We start from the raw sequence: 16449 nt of genomic DNA, 5'->3' as shown, positions 1-16449 counted from the left end.
GCATAATTCAATACCAAATTCCAATAAATAAAAGAGCCGAATGGATCGTTCTCATCCACTCAGCTCTTTGGGTTACTTTACAATAATTTGTATAACATCACTTACCGTTGTTCCATTTCCATTCATAAACTCACCGCGATATTGATAAATGCCAGGAGCTTTGCCTGAAATTGATGACTGGACCCGATACGGGAAGGATGACCACTTGTTGACTTCCTTTGTGATATGCTCTCCGCCATTAGTCATTTTTTAGGGCGATTCACGTTTTCAGTAGATTTAACTCAGCGAACTTGTGTATTTGGCATTAAAGTGCCTCCTGTGTCTTTTATGTGAGATTTAAATTTGGACTACGATTTTACCGAAATATTGCTTTCCTTCAGCCATGAGCGCGAATGCTTCTCCAATTTGATCCAAAGGGAATACACGGTCGATGACGGGATGTAAACGATGATGGGCAATCGCTCGATTCATCTTTTCAAAGTGATCCCGATTGCCGACTTGACTACCGCGAACAGTTGCGGCTTTCTGCAAGATGCCGGTGACATCGTAATCCGGAATGGTCAAGCCCGATAAGAACCCGACCATACTCAAAGTCCCTCCAATGCGAAGCGCATTTATGGATTTCCCCATCGTAGCCGCTCCTCCAACATCCAGAACGTGATCGACGCCGCCAGTCAGCTCTAACGCTGCCTTATCCCAATCGGGAACTGTCGAATAGTTGATCGTTTGCCATGCACCGAGAGCCTTTGCTTGTTCCAGCTTGGCGTTGCTGCTCGATGTAATGATGGTTCGTGCTCCAGCCATCAGAGCGAATTGAAGCCCGAAGATGGAAACACCGCCTGTTCCTTGCAACAGCACGGTATCCCCCGCTTGCAAACCACCGTATTCGATTAGCATGCTCCATGCGGTCAATGCTGCGATCGGCAAGGTGGCGGCCTCCTCATAAGAGAGGTGATCGGGAATAGGCACGATTCCGTCTTCATGGAGAACGACGTACTCAGCCGCTACTCCGTTCAGCGGACCTCCCAGACTGTCTTCTAATACCCCCGGTCTTGGGTTGCCGGCAATAAATCGCTGTTGCAAATTACCCGCTACTCGGTGTCCGACCTGAAACCTTGTTACTCCTTGGCCAACGGCTACAATTTCTCCCGTTCCGTCTGATAATGGAATAAAGGGGAATTTGATTTCAATCGGCATTAATCCGCTGAGGATCACTAGATCCCGGTAATTGAGAGAAGCTGCCTTCATGCGGATCAGCACTTCTTGCGGACCCGGCGTTGGTATGTCGAGTTCCACCAAAGTCAGTTCCTCAAAGCCGAAGCCACTTGTCAGTTGTATTGCTTTCATCGAATTGCCCTCCCTGCAAGATCAGATTGATTACCCGGATTCTTATTACTGCCAGATCCCTCACGCGGACGAAGCATGCCTCCAACAAGTCGAAGACCTTGCTTGCGTGTTATGAATCGCGATAACTGCGCCCCGATATAATTCTGCACACCCGGAACGACGTATATTTTCCCTTCCTTCAACGCGCGAAGCGCAACCTCTACGACTCTTTCCGGCGTATCTTTTTTTCCGACGGATGCTTCTTCCGCTCCTACCACATGAAAGAAACTGGTGTCCGTCGAACCGGGGCAAAGCGCGAAAAATTTGATGCCGCGTTTGCGGTTTTCCCACCATAATGCTTGTGTAAACGACAAGACAAAAGCTTTCGTCGCCCCATATACGGCCATAAAGGGAAGCGGTTGAAATCCTGCCGTTGAAGCCACATTAATAACTGCTCCTGAGTTTTTGCGCAACATGTTTGGCAAGAACAAGTGCGTCATATCTACAACAGCAGCGACATTGAGCATAACTTCTTCATGTTGACGCTCACCTGACACTTGCTCGAACAAACCATGTGTAGCAAAGCCAGCATTATTGATTAGCAGTTCGATATCCACTTTCAAAAGTTCACATTGCCGATATAACTCGCTCGGTGCGCCCTCTTTCGCAAGATCCATAGAGATAACCTCGGCTTTGATGCCATACATCTTTCTAAGCTCATCTGCCAGGCTCTCAAGCTTACTTGTTGATCGAGCCACGAGTACCAAGTGGCTGCCTTGTTTGGCCAGTTGTCTAGCGAATTGTTCTCCAATACCGGAAGAAGCTCCCGTGACAAGCGCCCATTTCCCCTGAATTGTCATAACTCTACTCTCCTTTTAGTTACTACGTCATAATTATGAAACAACGTTACCAATTAGTCAGAAGCACCCCAAATTCCCAAGGGAAGTTAAGAATAAACATTTCTTTTTGGTAACAATGTTTCTATTGAGATTCATTGTAACTTTCCTTTTTAAGAAAGTCAACATGCGCTTTCCCACATTCTCGATCTCATTGACATCTCTCTAACAACTGTTTAGAATTTCTGATAAGAGAGTCAGAAACTTTGTTTCCTGACAAAAACACGAGAACCTAAGGTGATGATTATGAGCGACCAAGATATCCCTTCCAATACGAACACACGAATTTTGAAAACCTACAAAGAAGCTCGCTTGCAAAATAATGAAAATCTCCGCAAACTGGTTGTTGATGTGGCGGCAACGCTTCTGCAAGAAGAGGGCCCGGAAGCCGTTACGGTACGCCGAGTAGCCCAGGAAATGGATTGCTCTACAAAGATTATTTATAGCTTGTTTGTCAATAAAGAGGGTTTGGCACAGCAGTTGTATTTGGAAGGTTGTAAGCTTCTTGCTTACGAATTCGAGGGGACGCCGCAGACGAATGATCCCGTACAGCACTTACTGAATTTAGGCGAAGCCTTTTGGCAATTCGGGCAGCATTACTCCGGCTATTATAAATTGATGTTCGGAGGAGCCTTTGCCGATTTCAAACCGGATGAAGAAAGCATGCATGGCACCTTAACGGCCATGAGGCAATTTGTGATGGCGATTAGCAAAGCGCAAGAGCAAGGACTGATTCCAGCCCATTATGATGCCGAATCTGTTGTGCGTATATGCTGGGCCTCGCTCCACGGGGCTATACATCTGTACATGGGTGGGCACTTGGGAGATGTACAAGCAGCCTATGCGGTATATAAGCAAACGTTATCTTTGATTGTCAGCTCATTGTTACCGGATCATAGCACCTAAAATGACAAAAGACGAAATCATTAAAAAACGGAGCCGCAGATACTACGCGATCTCCGTTTTTTAGTTTTCCTATACCAAGCTTACTTAGTTACTTTTACAATCATCGTATCACTGGATGTGGCTCCGGCATAGTTGACGAGCTCACCACGATACTGATAGGTGCCAATTGCTTTATTCGTTACGGTCGTTACTTCCGCTTGGGCATACGGAGTATGATTCGTCAGTGCGTGCGTATAGATATGAACATCGTTCTCATATAAATGATACACCCCGCCATTGGTTCCCCACCACATGTTCATGCTGACTTTGAAATTTCCGTCACCATCCCAGTTATCGTTGGATAGAACTGGTTTGTTCGGCGCTGCTTTCGTGACTGTTACAACGTGCGTACTGCTCGTCGTTGTGCCGAACGCATTGGTAAGCTCCGCAATGTAACGATAAGTCCCATTCTTATTGGCGTAAACTGCGGTTACTACCGTTTGTGCGTTTGGTGAATTGTCTGTAAGGATTTTCGTATCGATTAAAACATCATTCTCGTAAAGCTTGTAAATTCTACCATTGTCTCCGTGCCACATGTTCATCGTAACATTGTAATTACCGTCTTGAAGACCTGTATCGTACCCATTGTCATCTGAAAGGATCGGCACACCCGGTATGGCTTTACTCTTCGATACGATATTGTTCACAATCGCCATTACCGTGCCATGATTTCCTGCTGCATCGACAATTTCAAAGGTAGAACTGCTATTAAAGTAGAACGTAGTGCTGCTTAAACCCCCGTTGTTCGTGATCGTTACCGGTTCACTCGGTGTCATCGTTGCGACAACTTCTTGTGTTGTGGGCGTTACTTGGCTGTATGCAAAAGTTGCGGTCGGTGCAGTCTTGTCAATCTTAAAACTGATCGTTTTCGCAACCTCTTCATTGCCTGTTTGGTTTGTCGAGCGATAGCTTATGGTATAATTGCCATCTTGTTCAAAGGTAACCGGCGCTGAATATAACTGCCATGTTATTCCTCCATCGAGACTGTATTCTGTTTTCGCTACCTCTGACAAATTGTAGACCGCGGAGAGGCCTACTGTAACTGGACTCACGTACCAGCCATTTTGTCCATCCGGTTGGCCAGGTGAGACGGCCGCACTCGTAAGGGGTGGCGTTTTATCTGCCGTTACCGTTACCGCTATGCTGCCGACAAAGGGACCGTATGATGCTTGAATAATCGCGTTGCCTTCCCCAATCGCCTTTACTGTGCCATAAGTATCCACAGTTACGCTTGATGGATCAGATGAATGCCAAACAGCTTTGCCAGATACATCTATAAACCCGCTTGCCGTCAGTCCATGGGCACCCAGAGTCTGTGTTTCTCCCTCCGTCATACTCGTTTGAGCTGCTTCAACAACTAGCCCATTCAACATCCACACTTTCCCATATTTCGCCGGATTTTTATCACTGCCAATCCCGCTACTCCACTCAAGCCATCCAAGCCGACCGCTGCCGTTATTGTCGTTGACCAGCACAGACAGTCGAAGTGGACTTTTCGGATCATGTACATAAGGATACAATTCAGAAGAATTCACATGGATATAATAAGTCGTTTCATTGGGGACTGTTTGATCTACCTTGAGGGACGCGTACTGTGCTACGCTGTTGCCCGGTGTCCAATTGGTTGGTAAATTGCCGCCAACATAAGGAACCGATTGTTTATATAGCACTGAGCCCTGCGGTGTCAGTGCTGCCTGGAATTCCACTTGATCTCCCGTAAATCCCTGTCCGAATGTGTCAATCGCGAACTGTACACTGTCACCTTTCCAGTAGCTTCCGAGTGGATTATCCTGAACAAATGTCCCATCCTTCACACGAACGATCAGGTCTAGCCCGCTTTCTGAATACCCCGCCGCAAACGAAGCGTCAAAATCCGCTGGTTTCGTCGACTGGGCAGCTGCTTTATACGCCCAATTATCGGTAGTCCATACAGCATCGTCAGCGACTTCTAATGTGGCAGGATTGAACAGTTCTCCGCTAGTTCCCTTCGACTCAGGGACATCGATTTGATTCGTATTACGGTCGAAATCCGAGATCAAAAACGGCTCTGAGATCGGTAGTAGCGCTAATGCTGCGCTATCCGCATTACTTATCCAATAAACCTTGCCAGGATGTACGCTAAGTAGGTTATTGGCACTTTGCACTTTCCCCTCCCAGTCCGTAACGAAAGTCTCACCCGTGAATGCAGCCGCTAGACGCGAATCGATCGGAGCTTCTGAAGATGCGTCAGACCACAACCCTATGAGCCGGGCTCCGTCATTGTCAAGTACAACTGCTTTTTGTCCTCCCTCGAGAACATACTCCCCTTTATAAACGAGCGATTGGCCAGCAAGATCGAGAAAATGATGGGCTACTGACGCTGCGAGTCTCGGCTCCACTCGCGGCTTAGAGCGGAATAAACCCGATGCATGCGTAACAGTACCGGTGCTCTTTGCATAAGATAACGTTTCCATCTCCGATAAATTCAGCATATGAAATAGGGCAATTTTTTGCGTTCCCCATTTGAGCTGCGACAGGAAGTCAACAATCATGCGCTTGGCGATCTCAGATTCCGTAGGCACTGTGCCTGTTACTGAATTGGAATTGACCAGAATCGCATGACTCTCCGAATCGGCCCACGGCTTGGATGCGATCCCAAAAGCCTGATCAATACGCTGGAATTCGCGAGGATCTGGCAGGTAACCATGCAGCGAGAGCTTATCAAAATAGGAAGCTCCGCCCAAGCTGAGCAGCTCTTTATAAAATGACAAATAGTTGCGTCCTGCAAGTCCGCCAATCCATACATCTGAATCCGGCTGCTCCTCTTTAATTGTCTGATACGCAGTTTTCAACAGCTCAACGAAACGTTCAGTCGAATCCAGCCAAAAAACGCTCAACCCCGGCAAGTTTGGCTCATTCCATACCTCCCACGTCTTAATCCGAGTATCGTATCGAGTAACGACGGCACGAACAAAATCTTCCCAGTCCTTCATATCCACAGGAGCATAAGCAGAATAGGCCGGCACACTAATATTCGCCTGCGTTTGCTCCGGATGCGGTGATGCCCACTGCGGCGTGTATAACAGATTTCCAATCATATCAAAGCCGTAACTTGACAGCTTGTTGATTTGGTCATCGAATCTCGACCACTCATAAACACCGCGTGACGGTTCAATCGCCCAGCTCGTATCGCGGAACTGCGATCCCCATGGCACTGCGTGAATTCGCGCAAAGCGAAATCCCACTAAATCAGCCAGTTTCATAGCATTCTCACCTTCCGAAAGCTGATAGCTAAAGCCCATCGTCGGCCATCTTTGCGATACTGGTTTTGTTGGACCCTGACTTACTACCAATGAATATCGCTCACGTGAAAACGTAGTAAGATCCGTCTGTGAATACGTATATTTGATGGGTAGGTCAGTTAAATCCGTAGAACCGTTCTGTTGATACGCAAAAGCAATTTCGTAATACCCCGGCTCTGGAGGCGTCCAGCTCCAGCCTGTATCGAGAAATGTCTGTCTCGATACAGGCACTTGTGCTACCAATTCATTGTCAGAATTGTAAGCGCTACCAATAATGGTATTAACGGAACTCGCTACTGCTCCGGCGTTCAATTGATACACTACGGGGTCCCCCAGATTCCACCAGCTAGCAAATTTATTGCTTTTCAACGTAAAAACAACCGGTCCCAGCGATTGATTCGACGCTTCCGCTTTCACATCATCGTAGTATAGTTTTCCGCTTGCTGGTGTCGCAGCATTTATGCTGGTAGTCGTCAAATTCAGCACAAGCGTGTTGGTCCCGGCCGGAAATTGGCTTCGATCAACGGTAAACGACACCTCTGTCCAATCCGCAAGGGACAAACCATCCGTCTTATCCGTCGTGTAGGAGCCTAAGAACGTCCCATTGTTCTGGAACGAAACCCAAAACCGCGGTTTATTCCCCAAATAATCTGGCGATGCCTTCAGCTTGGCTGTTATTCGAAACGATGTCATATTCGATGGGAGCGTTATGGGACTCGAAACCCACCCCGCATATCCACTGCTGACACTGCCTATAAACACCGAGCGCAGACCGCTGCTTTTTTCATTCTCTGTATAATTCGCTGCCGAAACTGGCGGATTGTTTGCTGATCCGTTCCACCACCACGTTTTCCAATCTTTTGGACTGCTAACGCCATTCGTCACGGTCAATGTCTCGAAGCTCGGATTCGAAACAGGTAGTTGCTGTACAACAGGGATCGGTTCTTCCGACGCTTCCACCTTCACATCATCGTAGTAAATTTTGCCGCTTACTGGTGTCACCGAATTGATACTGGTTGTCGACAGATTCAATACAAGCGTGTTGGTGCCTGCCGGAAATTGACTTCGATCGACGGTAAAGGAAACTTCCGTCCAATCTCCAAGTGACACCCCCTCCGTCTGATCCGTCGTGTAAGAGCCTAAAAAGGTCCCGTTGTTCTGGAACGAAACCCAGAAGCGTGGTTTGTTTCCCGCATAATCTTGGGATGTCTTCAGTTTGGCAGAAATTCGAAACGACATCATATCCGAAGGAAGCGTTATGGGATTCGATACCCACCCGGCATATCCCGTGCTGACACTGCCTATAAATACAGAGCGTTGACCGCCGCTTTTTTCATCCTCCGTATAACTTGCTGCCGAAATCGACGGATTGTTTACGGGCCCGCTCCACCACCACGTCTTCCAATCTTTCGGACTGTTGATACCGTTCGTTACGGTCAGCGTTTCAAATCCTGGGTTCGAGACAGGCAACTGCTGTATAACCGCTGCATGTGCGGCACGTGCTCCAATTACCATAAAAAATAATAGCCCCAAAACACAAACAAAATTCTTATATTTCCTCATAATTCCCCTCCTCGTATTCATGCATGGATAAAGTAAATCTGAGGACCGCAGATTCGTATAACGGCCCCCATCCTTTGTTAAATACGCGTTGCTTACTTCTTCATTTGCGCTTGTTTGGCAACGGTCTCCCATAAATCTTTCATCATGAAACTGCTGTCCTTACTGGTTTTATACCACTCGATTATGAAGTCGTCCATTTGTTTGCCGCCCGCTTTATCCCATGAAGTCTGAACGTCCTTAAAGGCTTGATCAACCGTATATTTGTCTCCGCTTAAGACTGCTTTCAACCACGTATCGGTAATTTGCTTTTTAACGGTGTTAAATGACGTTTGCATATCTTTAGGGAAAGACGGTATCAGCTCTTGCAAGGTGACGAAACGATATTTTTTAGTCGAATCGAGATATAAGGACTCGGCTTTGTTAAACATATCCAGCCCCGCTTTTTGTTCTGGAATGTCAGGATTGAATTGATTTTGGAAGAACGAACACTTCCCTAGCAGCAAACGGGAATAGGATTGCGCATAGTCGCCCGCCCAGCTAATTTCTGCTTTAGTTTTATTCGGATCGATGATTTGCGGACATCCGTTTGCATCCTTCTTATAATGCGTACCTTCCAATCCGAAAAGGAGGCTGGTACCCGTCGAGACACGATTGATAAAGTCGATGTATTTGATCGCCGCAACCGGATCTTTCGTCTTTGCATTAATCGCAGTTGTCATTTGCACTGGACTTTGTACGTCCGGAATAAATTCACCTACTGGACTTTTTGGCAGTGCGATAGGGATCACATCGGCATCTGGAACAGTCTTTTTCAAGGTTTGTATATCCGTTACTGTCGAATCGAACCAACTTCCTACAAAAGTCGGGAAAATGCCCAGCTTGCCATTCAAATAGTCTTGTTTGGCCTTTGCTCCATTTTTGTCATTTACGAAGTCTTTATCGATTAGCCCCTCGTCAAACAATCGTTTTTTGAACTCCGTCGCCAATTTCGCATTTTCAAATGCACGGCTCGGTTGATCGTTTACAAGACCATACATCTCAACAGGGTTCCCGAACATCATATCGATCGCAAACTCCGAACGAAAACTCAATGCCATCCCGTATGTGTCCTTCTTTCCGTTGCCGTCAGGGTCTTGCTCCGCAAATGCTTTTGCTACTTTATACAGATCCTCGGTCGTTTTCGGTACGTCCAGATTTAATTTTTTCAACCAATCTGCACGGACAAAGACCGCATAACTTGGAAATGATTCCAACACCCGTCCAATTTTGTACATCTTCCCGTCGGGGCTGGTCGCGACTTTCTTCAATGCGGGATAATCCTGAAGAACCTTCTTGTATTCAACACTGTTCTTGTCGATCAGGTCGTTTAGCGGCATAAGCTGCTTCTGATCGATGAGCGGGTTCACTATATTTGGATCAAACTCGTTAATAATGTCAGGCGCCGATCCCGAAGCAAACAGTACATTGAATTTTTGTGCCGCATCGTTGCGCGGAATTGGCACATATTTGACATTCGCAGGGCCGTTTTCATTAATAAATTTTGTCCAACGATTATCTTCTAATGTTCCTTCTGCAGCAGGAATACTTCCACGGTCATAAACCGATACGGATATATCCCCTTTCTTGGCTGGAGTTGTTGATACTGTTGGAGTTGTTGAATTAGCAGAGGAACTCGGCTCTACGGTAGGTTTCGTACTGCATGCCGTTAGAATCATTGAAGTCGATAATGCCATCGTTAGTGATGTCGCAAGCCATTTTTTCATGTTTGATAAACCCCTTTTGAATTCATTATTTGTTTGCTTAAGCTTACCTCATCGGATCTTTGGGTACCAGATTCTCCTTTGCAGCACCACCTCCTTATCGCATTCATGTTGCCTTAACCTTTCACGGAACCAAGCATCACGCCTTTGACAAAGTATTTTTGCAAAAATGGATAAACCACCAACATCGGGGTAATCAGGACGATCACGCCTGCAGCTTTAATTCCTTCCTCCACCACATGAACCTGATCGTCAGGCTGCACTAAGGTTTGCTGCAGCACGCTCTGATTTTGAATCATTTGCTGTACGAGCACGGTTAAGTTGTGCTTATCGGTATCGTTGATGTAAATCAGCATACTAAAAAAAATATTCCAGTACGCAACACCATAAAAAAGCGTTAATGTCGCGAGAACAGGCATAGAAATGGGCAATACAACTTGAAGTAGAAGACGTACTTCGCTGCAGCCATCCATTCGCGCCGCATCGTCAATTTCAGATGGGATGTTCTCAAAGTACGTGCGTAGAAGCAACATGTTATACGTACTTACTAAACCTGGTAACCATAGAGCCCAATAGGAGTTAACCAGTCCCAAACTTTGGATGACAAGGAAAGTAGGGATAATTCCTCCCGTAAAGATCATCGTAAAGATCATCGAGAGCGTAAAGAAGCGTCGTGCATAAAAGTTGGGACGTGATAAGGGATATGCGGCCATAATTGTGGTGAGCATACTTAACGTAATACCTACGAACGTGATCACAGCACTGTTGCTGAATGAGCGGATGATCGGTGTTCCCTTGATCAAAACATTAAACGTATCCCAGGTGAAGCCGATGGGCCACAGATTTACTTTCCCGGTTTCGATGGCGGATGAACTACTAATGGAAAGCGCAATCAAATGAAGAAGTGGAAACAAGCTAGAGCAGGCAATTAAGGCTAATACGATATAGTTCGTGAAGTAGAAAATTTTATCTCCATTGGATGGACGCATCTCGATTCCTCCTTTCTAAAATAGCCCCTGCTGAAAGCGACGTGCAATCCAATTGACAGAGAGCAGCAAAATTAAAGCAACGACTGATTCAAACATGCCCATTGCTGTAGTTAAGCTAAATTGTGCGCCTTGCAGTCCAACGCGATAAATATACGTGCTGATGACATCCGAAACGTCGTTCACTGCAGCATTTTTCAAGACGTAAATGGGGTCGAATCCGACTTCCATCACGCGCCCCATAGAAAGAATAAAGACCAAAATGATGGTCGGCGCAATTCCGGGAATCGTAATATGAATAATCTGTTTCCACTTATTAGCACCATCCATACTTGCTGATTCGTAAAGCGACGGGTCAATTGTCGTCATTGCCGCCAAATAGATGATGGCACTGAAACCCATATCCTTCCATATTCCCGCACCAACAAAGATGGTGATCCATGATTTGATATTGTATAAGAATGGAAATGGTTCCATCTTAAAAAGGGTCATCAAATGACTTAACCAGCTTCCTTCGATTCCGAAAATACTAAAGACGATCCCACCGACAATAATCCATGAATAAAAGTAAGGTAAATAAACAAGCGTTTGAACGATCTTCTTGAACCACATTTTTCTCACTTCGTTCAAAAGAATAGCTAATAGAATCGGAAACGGAAATCCCACGAATATATTTAGAGAGCTAAGTAGAAGCGTGTTTCGGATAATTTTTAATGTATTTGCGTCATTGAACAGCTTTTGAAAATGTTCAAATCCAACCCAAGGACTGTGAAACACCCCATCAAAAAAGTTATAATCTTTAAAAGCAATGATCAGTCCAGCCATTGGCACGTATTTGAAAATTAAGTAAAATAAAATGACGGGTATGAACATCAGGAGAAGTGGAATATTCTCCCTTAATCTCTTCATGTCGATTCCCCTTCGGTCTATTGCTTTCATATCGTTCCCTCTTTCTTTGTAGTTGTCTGCGATCCAACTGTACAACTGAAAGGTAAGGTAGAACAATCGTTCATTTTCCCTCGATCAACAATATTCGCAAATAAAAAAAGAACCGTCATCCCTGGCTTTTTCACCAGTGAATCCGATCCTATGGCCATCCAAATCCTATTCATCAACAAAAAACACCAATCAACAAAGTTCATCTTTATGATTTCACTTGAGCAGTCTTCCGAAAGTCTCCTGGTGTTTGACCAACCAGCTTTTTGAATGATCGAATGAATGTGTTCGGATGCAGATATCCGATTCTGACCGTAATCTCTTGTATGGAATGTTCGGTTTGAACCAAAAGCTCTTTCGCATGTTCCGTACGAATTCGCGTCAAATAATCAATAAAATTCTCACCAATTTCTTCTTTAAACGTACGACTAATACTTTTCATATGCACATGAAAAACATCGCTTAAATGAAGCAATGATAAATCCGGATTCTGGTAATGTTCCTCCATATACATTTTAATTTTGCGAATAAGCATATGATTGCTGCTCATCTCACGCAACGTCGCCATCGCTTCTGTTGTTTCCGTAAGAACATTTCTCAACATATCCTGTAGTTCGTCCACCGTGTCCCAGTCGTCTACTGCCTTTTGCAGTTTATTCTTCAAACCGTCTGCCCCTATTTTTTGCACGCCCGCTGGTAGGTCTGTAAACTCTTTATCAAGGAAAAATATCATGTAGCTCATTAGGTTGTCCAATTCCTTACGCGCATATCGACCGGCTCGAATACCATCGAAAAGTTGTGCGAAGCTAACCTGCCAATCTCCTTCCCCCGTTCGTAATGAAAAGGCAATCGCGCGGATATATTCGAGAAGATCGAGTGACTGTTGCTTACCCTCGGGTTTAATCTGCCAATAACAGATCACGCTATTCTCACCTAGTGTAGGTTTATATTGAAGTGCTTCCAACGCTTCAACGTATGCATAATGTACAAGTTCTATGCGATCGACTCCTGAACCTATGCCCATTGTAATATTAAAACCAAGGTAGGTCTTCACCCATTGCATCATGTCATTCGCTATATCATTCGCGATCTGCTCGGGCGTACTTTCCGACGAATCGTTCCGGACCAAGTGCAGCAAAGTCAATTGATCCTTGGACGTCCACTCGGTCCATATGGTTACATTTCGGCCAAATGCGATTTCCTTAATTACGCTACACAAAACGAATTTAAGCAAATTTTGATCATGATCTGAATAAAGATTAGCGAATTTACTATATTTATTAATTTCGAGCACACTCACACATAGCGAGTCAAAATCGCATGGCATTCCGAGGCTCTCCATCTCCTGTTGCCACTCTTCAACCTTCAAGGGACGATTCCCATCCATCCATTCGAAAAAGAAGTGTTTTCGCTTATAAATTAAATCTTCCTCGTGCTGCTTCTGATAGGCATTTGACTGCTCCATCAAATTTACCAAGGCGGTATCGATGAACTTAAATTCGTCTTGATTGCCTTTACGGAACAGTTCAGCACTTTTTTGCTGGGAGAATAATTGGATACGCTGTATGATCGTTTCTACAGGCTTATAGTTGCGTCGGGTAACCACAACAATCCATATCACACCAATACTAAAGAAAATCGCACAAACGAATATCCAATATTTAGATATCGCAGAGACAAGACGAAACAAATTACCATTCGCCACACTGCTGAAAATGGTCCATTCGGAATAATCAGAGTGCATCTCCGTCATCAGAGAATCGTTCCCATGAATATCACCATAAATAGGCGTACCCTCGCGGTCATAAAGGCTGAGATGATTGGAATTTTCCGTCGTCAGTGTTTGAACGAAACGGGCAACCGCTTGAAGCTGCACATTAACAACGATTAAACCGTCATTACCGGAATTCAATGGGACATATCGCACTAACGATACAAATTCGGTGGGTTCTCCTTGTTCCGTGTAGCCTTTCCGCACATCTGTCCATTGCTGATTTAGTCCGGATTGCTTCAAAGCTTCTATAATCAATTGTTTATCGTTAAATGCACCTAACTTGGAAACGGAGTAGGGTGTCTGCACCGTATCGTCCGACAGCCTGTATAAATAGATCGAGTCGATGAGAGGCATCGTTGCCATGAGACTTTTCACTTTGACAGACGACAAATAGCCTGAATAAAATCGGTCGTCGCGTAAAGCAGGATTAAAAAAAGCAAATAGCATATCATCGCTGGCAATCTCATTCGTAAGCGTGTTATCGATCAACTTCATCTGATTGTCTACGGATTGGAGCACTTGCTTGGTGAAAATTTTATTCGATTCAACCGCGGTTTTTCGAGACAACTCACTGAATGCCATCAACAGGATAAACATGAGGAGAGGCACAATAAACAGGAAAATCGTTACATAAGAAAACAGGAGACGACGAAACCATGTCTTGTTCAGCGAGATGTTCTTTATCATCGTTTACTCTCCTTTTTACAAATATTTTTTATCGTCAGTGTCGGATCACCCGTACTTGTTGCGGGAAATCCTGGGCCCACTGTCCATGGTTGTATGCAAGCCGAATCATACCAGAAGGGACTCGGACTTCCAGCGTAAAATGCTCCCAGTGTGCCGGAATTTTTGGTGAAAATGAGATCTCCTTCCACCCCGGTTTGGACGGTTTCAGTCCGATGATTTCCTCAATTAGCAAGGGTACAGGGGCGCTTGCCCAAGGGTGACAAAGACTGGTATTCCACTTTTGGTCTTTCCCCCAGGCCTCAAAACAAGTCGTAGCCCCTTCTTTCAGCATATTTCCCCAAGAATGTTCTTCTTCAGAGCTCATAAGCTCGTAAATCAACGTATGCTCTCCAACTCTCGCCAAAGCTTTTAGGACAAAATAGGAAAAGTACACGCCGCACGAAAATCTTTTCTCGCGAATTTGATCTACAATCGATGGAACGGATTCCTCCGGAGCCAGATCAAACAGCAAGGGCAGTACATTGGCATGCAGCGCGTGATGACTGCTTCCCTCCGCATCTGTAAATAAACGGCGAGTCGGATCATAAAAAACTTCGATGAAGCGCCTTTTTAACCGTGGAAGATCATCCTTGTAAGAAATCCCCAGCAAATCACGTATCTCATTCACTGCTTGGATGCAGCCAAGATAAAACGCATTAACCACGTTATGGCAACCGGGACCTATCGGCTTCGATAGCTCAAAATCGTATTCATCGCGCAGCTCCTTTGGCCAATCAACCAAATTCCATTTATCAGTGATTTCGTGTAACAATCCGTCGCCTCGATCATAAGCTTGAAAATGACAGAGCAATTGCTCCGCATATGGATACATGTCTCCCAAAAAAGTCAGATCCCCGCTGTAGCGATAATATTCCAACAGCTGCAGCGGCCACTGAAGTGAAAAATCAGCAATCTCTTGCATAAAGTTTCCCGGAACGACTGACATGAGACCCGGGCACGTAGAGGAACTAAGTGCAAATTGCTCAATTGCCTTCTTATACAATCGTAAATCGCCGCTGAGGAGCATGTGAGCATGCCCGATCACCGTATTATCGCCCAAGTATTGTCCTTTCTCACGGGTCGGACAGTCTACAAAGTTTTCTTGGGAGCCATATTTGACGCCGCTTTTACATATTTGAAAAATTTGGTTCATCAATTCATCCGAGCTTTGAAAACGGCAGCTTTCTTCATTAAAGGGATAGTGTCTGACGATCGCTTGAAACGAATCAGGGCGAATCGCTTGTTCGGGGCCAAACACTTCCACGTATCGAAAGCCTTTGTAATCGTAAAAGTCCAGTCTATCGCAATCCCCGGATAGCGTCCAACGCTCTTGATACGTACAGTTGCAGCGCATGTTAAATCTGACCGCTTGTCCGTCCGCTTCAAGTTCTTCCCCGCAGCGGATTTCGATTTCCGCGCCTGCTTCCCCTTCCGCCTCCATGGTAAACTGACCCGTGATTTCTTCTCCGAAATCAATCCAGTAATGACCGGGAGCCCTTCTTTCTACGCGATACGGCTTCTTCTCATAAACCGATAAAACAGGTGTCGGCTGCTCCATGAGCGTATAGTCCGCTTGATCGTTCGTGTGGACGGGAAGCCAAGCGGAATCATCAAAGGAAAGCTCCTTCCAGCCTTTCTCCGACTTTCTGGCATCGATATGTTCTACAAATTGAGTCAAATAGCCAAAAGTCTCCCCTTTTATGTATTCTGCTGCTCGTTTAGCTCGCCAAGACTCATCGGTTTTCACGAGAACACGTTCGCCCGTTGTCAGCTCTGCGATAAGCCCCTGCCTGTAATCGCCGCTGTTATATGCCCGATTAACTAGTCCTTGGTAATACACGTGGACAGCGATGGCATTGTTCCCCGCTTGGAGAAAGGAACCAACCTCGATCCGATTGTAATAGTAGTGGCCGGCATCGTTCTGAGCCGGTCCCTGAGCAACAAAACGGCCGTTCAGATACAGCTTGTAGTAATCATCCGCTGTGATATCCATATATAAGGAAACGGCTTCAAGATCAACAGACGCCAGATTAAATGTGGTCCTTACAAGCCAATGATGATGCTGCAAATCCTCGCGATGCGCCTCTGATTCAGCTGCATCCATCTCTTTATGAAATAAATCCAATGGTTCCATCGATCTAAACGGGGTATCTGTTATCCAACGTGCTTGCCAATGTTTAGACAAATCTTATCTCTCCCCTAAAGTTGAATTCGAATATTTGTAGTTTAACAGGAGAACTACAATTCTCCTGCGAT

10 protein-coding genes are annotated in these 16449 nt (G+C 45.4%); 1 reads left to right on the top strand and 9 read right to left on the bottom strand.

Features of this window, described 5'->3' with window-relative positions:
* Window positions 1-72: 72 nt before the first annotated feature.
* The 3 genes from ACSQ8P_RS06040 to ACSQ8P_RS06030 all read right to left on the bottom strand — a co-directional run bounded on the left by ACSQ8P_RS06040 (window position 73) and on the right by ACSQ8P_RS06030 (window position 2186).
* Entirely contained in the window at window positions 73-246 is a 174-nt protein-coding gene (locus ACSQ8P_RS06040; RefSeq protein ID WP_436234360.1) for a hypothetical protein, read from the bottom strand.
* Window positions 247-336: 90 nt separating this feature from the next.
* Window positions 337-1347 (bottom strand): zinc-dependent alcohol dehydrogenase family protein, encoded by a 1011-nt coding sequence (locus ACSQ8P_RS06035; RefSeq protein WP_436234359.1) that lies wholly within the window; start codon window positions 1345-1347, stop codon window positions 337-339.
* Entirely contained in the window at window positions 1344-2186 is an 843-nt protein-coding gene (locus ACSQ8P_RS06030) for an SDR family NAD(P)-dependent oxidoreductase (protein ID WP_436234358.1), read from the bottom strand. Before ACSQ8P_RS06030 ends, ACSQ8P_RS06035 begins: the two co-directional genes overlap by 4 nt.
* Before the next feature lie 282 nt (window positions 2187-2468).
* Here ACSQ8P_RS06030 and ACSQ8P_RS06025 point away from each other — a divergent pair, with 282 nt between their 5' ends.
* On the top strand, window positions 2469-3128 hold the full coding sequence (locus ACSQ8P_RS06025; protein ID WP_436234357.1) for a TetR/AcrR family transcriptional regulator: 660 nt from the start codon (window positions 2469-2471) through the stop codon (window positions 3126-3128).
* Between the two features lie 80 nt (window positions 3129-3208).
* Here ACSQ8P_RS06025 and ACSQ8P_RS06020 read toward each other — a convergent pair whose 3' ends face one another.
* The 6 genes from ACSQ8P_RS06020 to ACSQ8P_RS05995 all read right to left on the bottom strand — a co-directional run bounded on the left by ACSQ8P_RS06020 (window position 3209) and on the right by ACSQ8P_RS05995 (window position 16378).
* Window positions 3209-8011, bottom strand: a complete 4803-nt coding sequence (locus ACSQ8P_RS06020) for an OmpL47-type beta-barrel domain-containing protein (RefSeq protein ID WP_436234356.1) — start codon at window positions 8009-8011, stop codon at window positions 3209-3211.
* 92 nt (window positions 8012-8103) lie between these two features.
* Window positions 8104-9774, bottom strand: coding sequence for an extracellular solute-binding protein (locus ACSQ8P_RS06015; RefSeq protein WP_436234355.1), 1671 nt, complete (start codon window positions 9772-9774; stop codon window positions 8104-8106).
* 113 nt (window positions 9775-9887) lie between these two features.
* Complete coding sequence (locus tag ACSQ8P_RS06010; RefSeq protein ID WP_436234354.1) at window positions 9888-10760, bottom strand: carbohydrate ABC transporter permease; 873 nt, start codon at window positions 10758-10760, stop codon at window positions 9888-9890.
* Between the two features lie 15 nt (window positions 10761-10775).
* Window positions 10776-11666 (bottom strand): ABC transporter permease, encoded by an 891-nt coding sequence (locus ACSQ8P_RS06005; RefSeq protein ID WP_436234353.1) that lies wholly within the window; start codon window positions 11664-11666, stop codon window positions 10776-10778.
* A 235-nt stretch (window positions 11667-11901) separates the two neighbouring features.
* On the bottom strand, window positions 11902-14154 hold the full coding sequence (locus tag ACSQ8P_RS06000; protein ID WP_436234352.1) for an AraC family transcriptional regulator: 2253 nt from the start codon (window positions 14152-14154) through the stop codon (window positions 11902-11904).
* A 34-nt stretch (window positions 14155-14188) separates the two neighbouring features.
* Complete coding sequence (locus tag ACSQ8P_RS05995; RefSeq protein ID WP_436234351.1) at window positions 14189-16378, bottom strand: family 78 glycoside hydrolase catalytic domain; 2190 nt, start codon at window positions 16376-16378, stop codon at window positions 14189-14191.
* Window positions 16379-16449: the final 71 nt, after the last annotated feature.

The sequence above is a fragment of the Paenibacillus sp. LjRoot153 genome, from assembly GCF_964253085.1.
Lineage (GTDB): Bacteria > Bacillota > Bacilli > Paenibacillales > NBRC-103111 > Paenibacillus_E.
This window is presented reverse-complemented; position numbering and strand designations above follow the sequence as displayed.

Excerpts from the sequence above, each read along its gene's own strand:
- ACSQ8P_RS06040 (WP_436234360.1), bottom strand. The coding sequence starts at position 246 with ATGACTAATGGCGGAGAGCATATCACAAAGGAAGTCAACAAGTGGTCA.
- ACSQ8P_RS06035 (WP_436234359.1), bottom strand. The coding sequence starts at position 1,347 with ATGAAAGCAATACAACTGACAAGTGGCTTCGGCTTTGAGGAACTGACT.
- ACSQ8P_RS06030 (WP_436234358.1), bottom strand. The coding sequence starts at position 2,186 with ATGACAATTCAGGGGAAATGGGCGCTTGTCACGGGAGCTTCTTCCGGT.
- ACSQ8P_RS06025 (WP_436234357.1), top strand. The coding sequence starts at position 2,469 with ATGAGCGACCAAGATATCCCTTCCAATACGAACACACGAATTTTGAAA.
- ACSQ8P_RS06020 (WP_436234356.1), bottom strand. The coding sequence starts at position 8,011 with ATGAGGAAATATAAGAATTTTGTTTGTGTTTTGGGGCTATTATTTTTT.
- ACSQ8P_RS06015 (WP_436234355.1), bottom strand. The coding sequence starts at position 9,774 with ATGAAAAAATGGCTTGCGACATCACTAACGATGGCATTATCGACTTCA.
- ACSQ8P_RS06010 (WP_436234354.1), bottom strand. The coding sequence starts at position 10,760 with ATGCGTCCATCCAATGGAGATAAAATTTTCTACTTCACGAACTATATC.
- ACSQ8P_RS06005 (WP_436234353.1), bottom strand. The coding sequence starts at position 11,666 with ATGAAGAGATTAAGGGAGAATATTCCACTTCTCCTGATGTTCATACCC.
- ACSQ8P_RS06000 (WP_436234352.1), bottom strand. The coding sequence starts at position 14,154 with ATGATAAAGAACATCTCGCTGAACAAGACATGGTTTCGTCGTCTCCTG.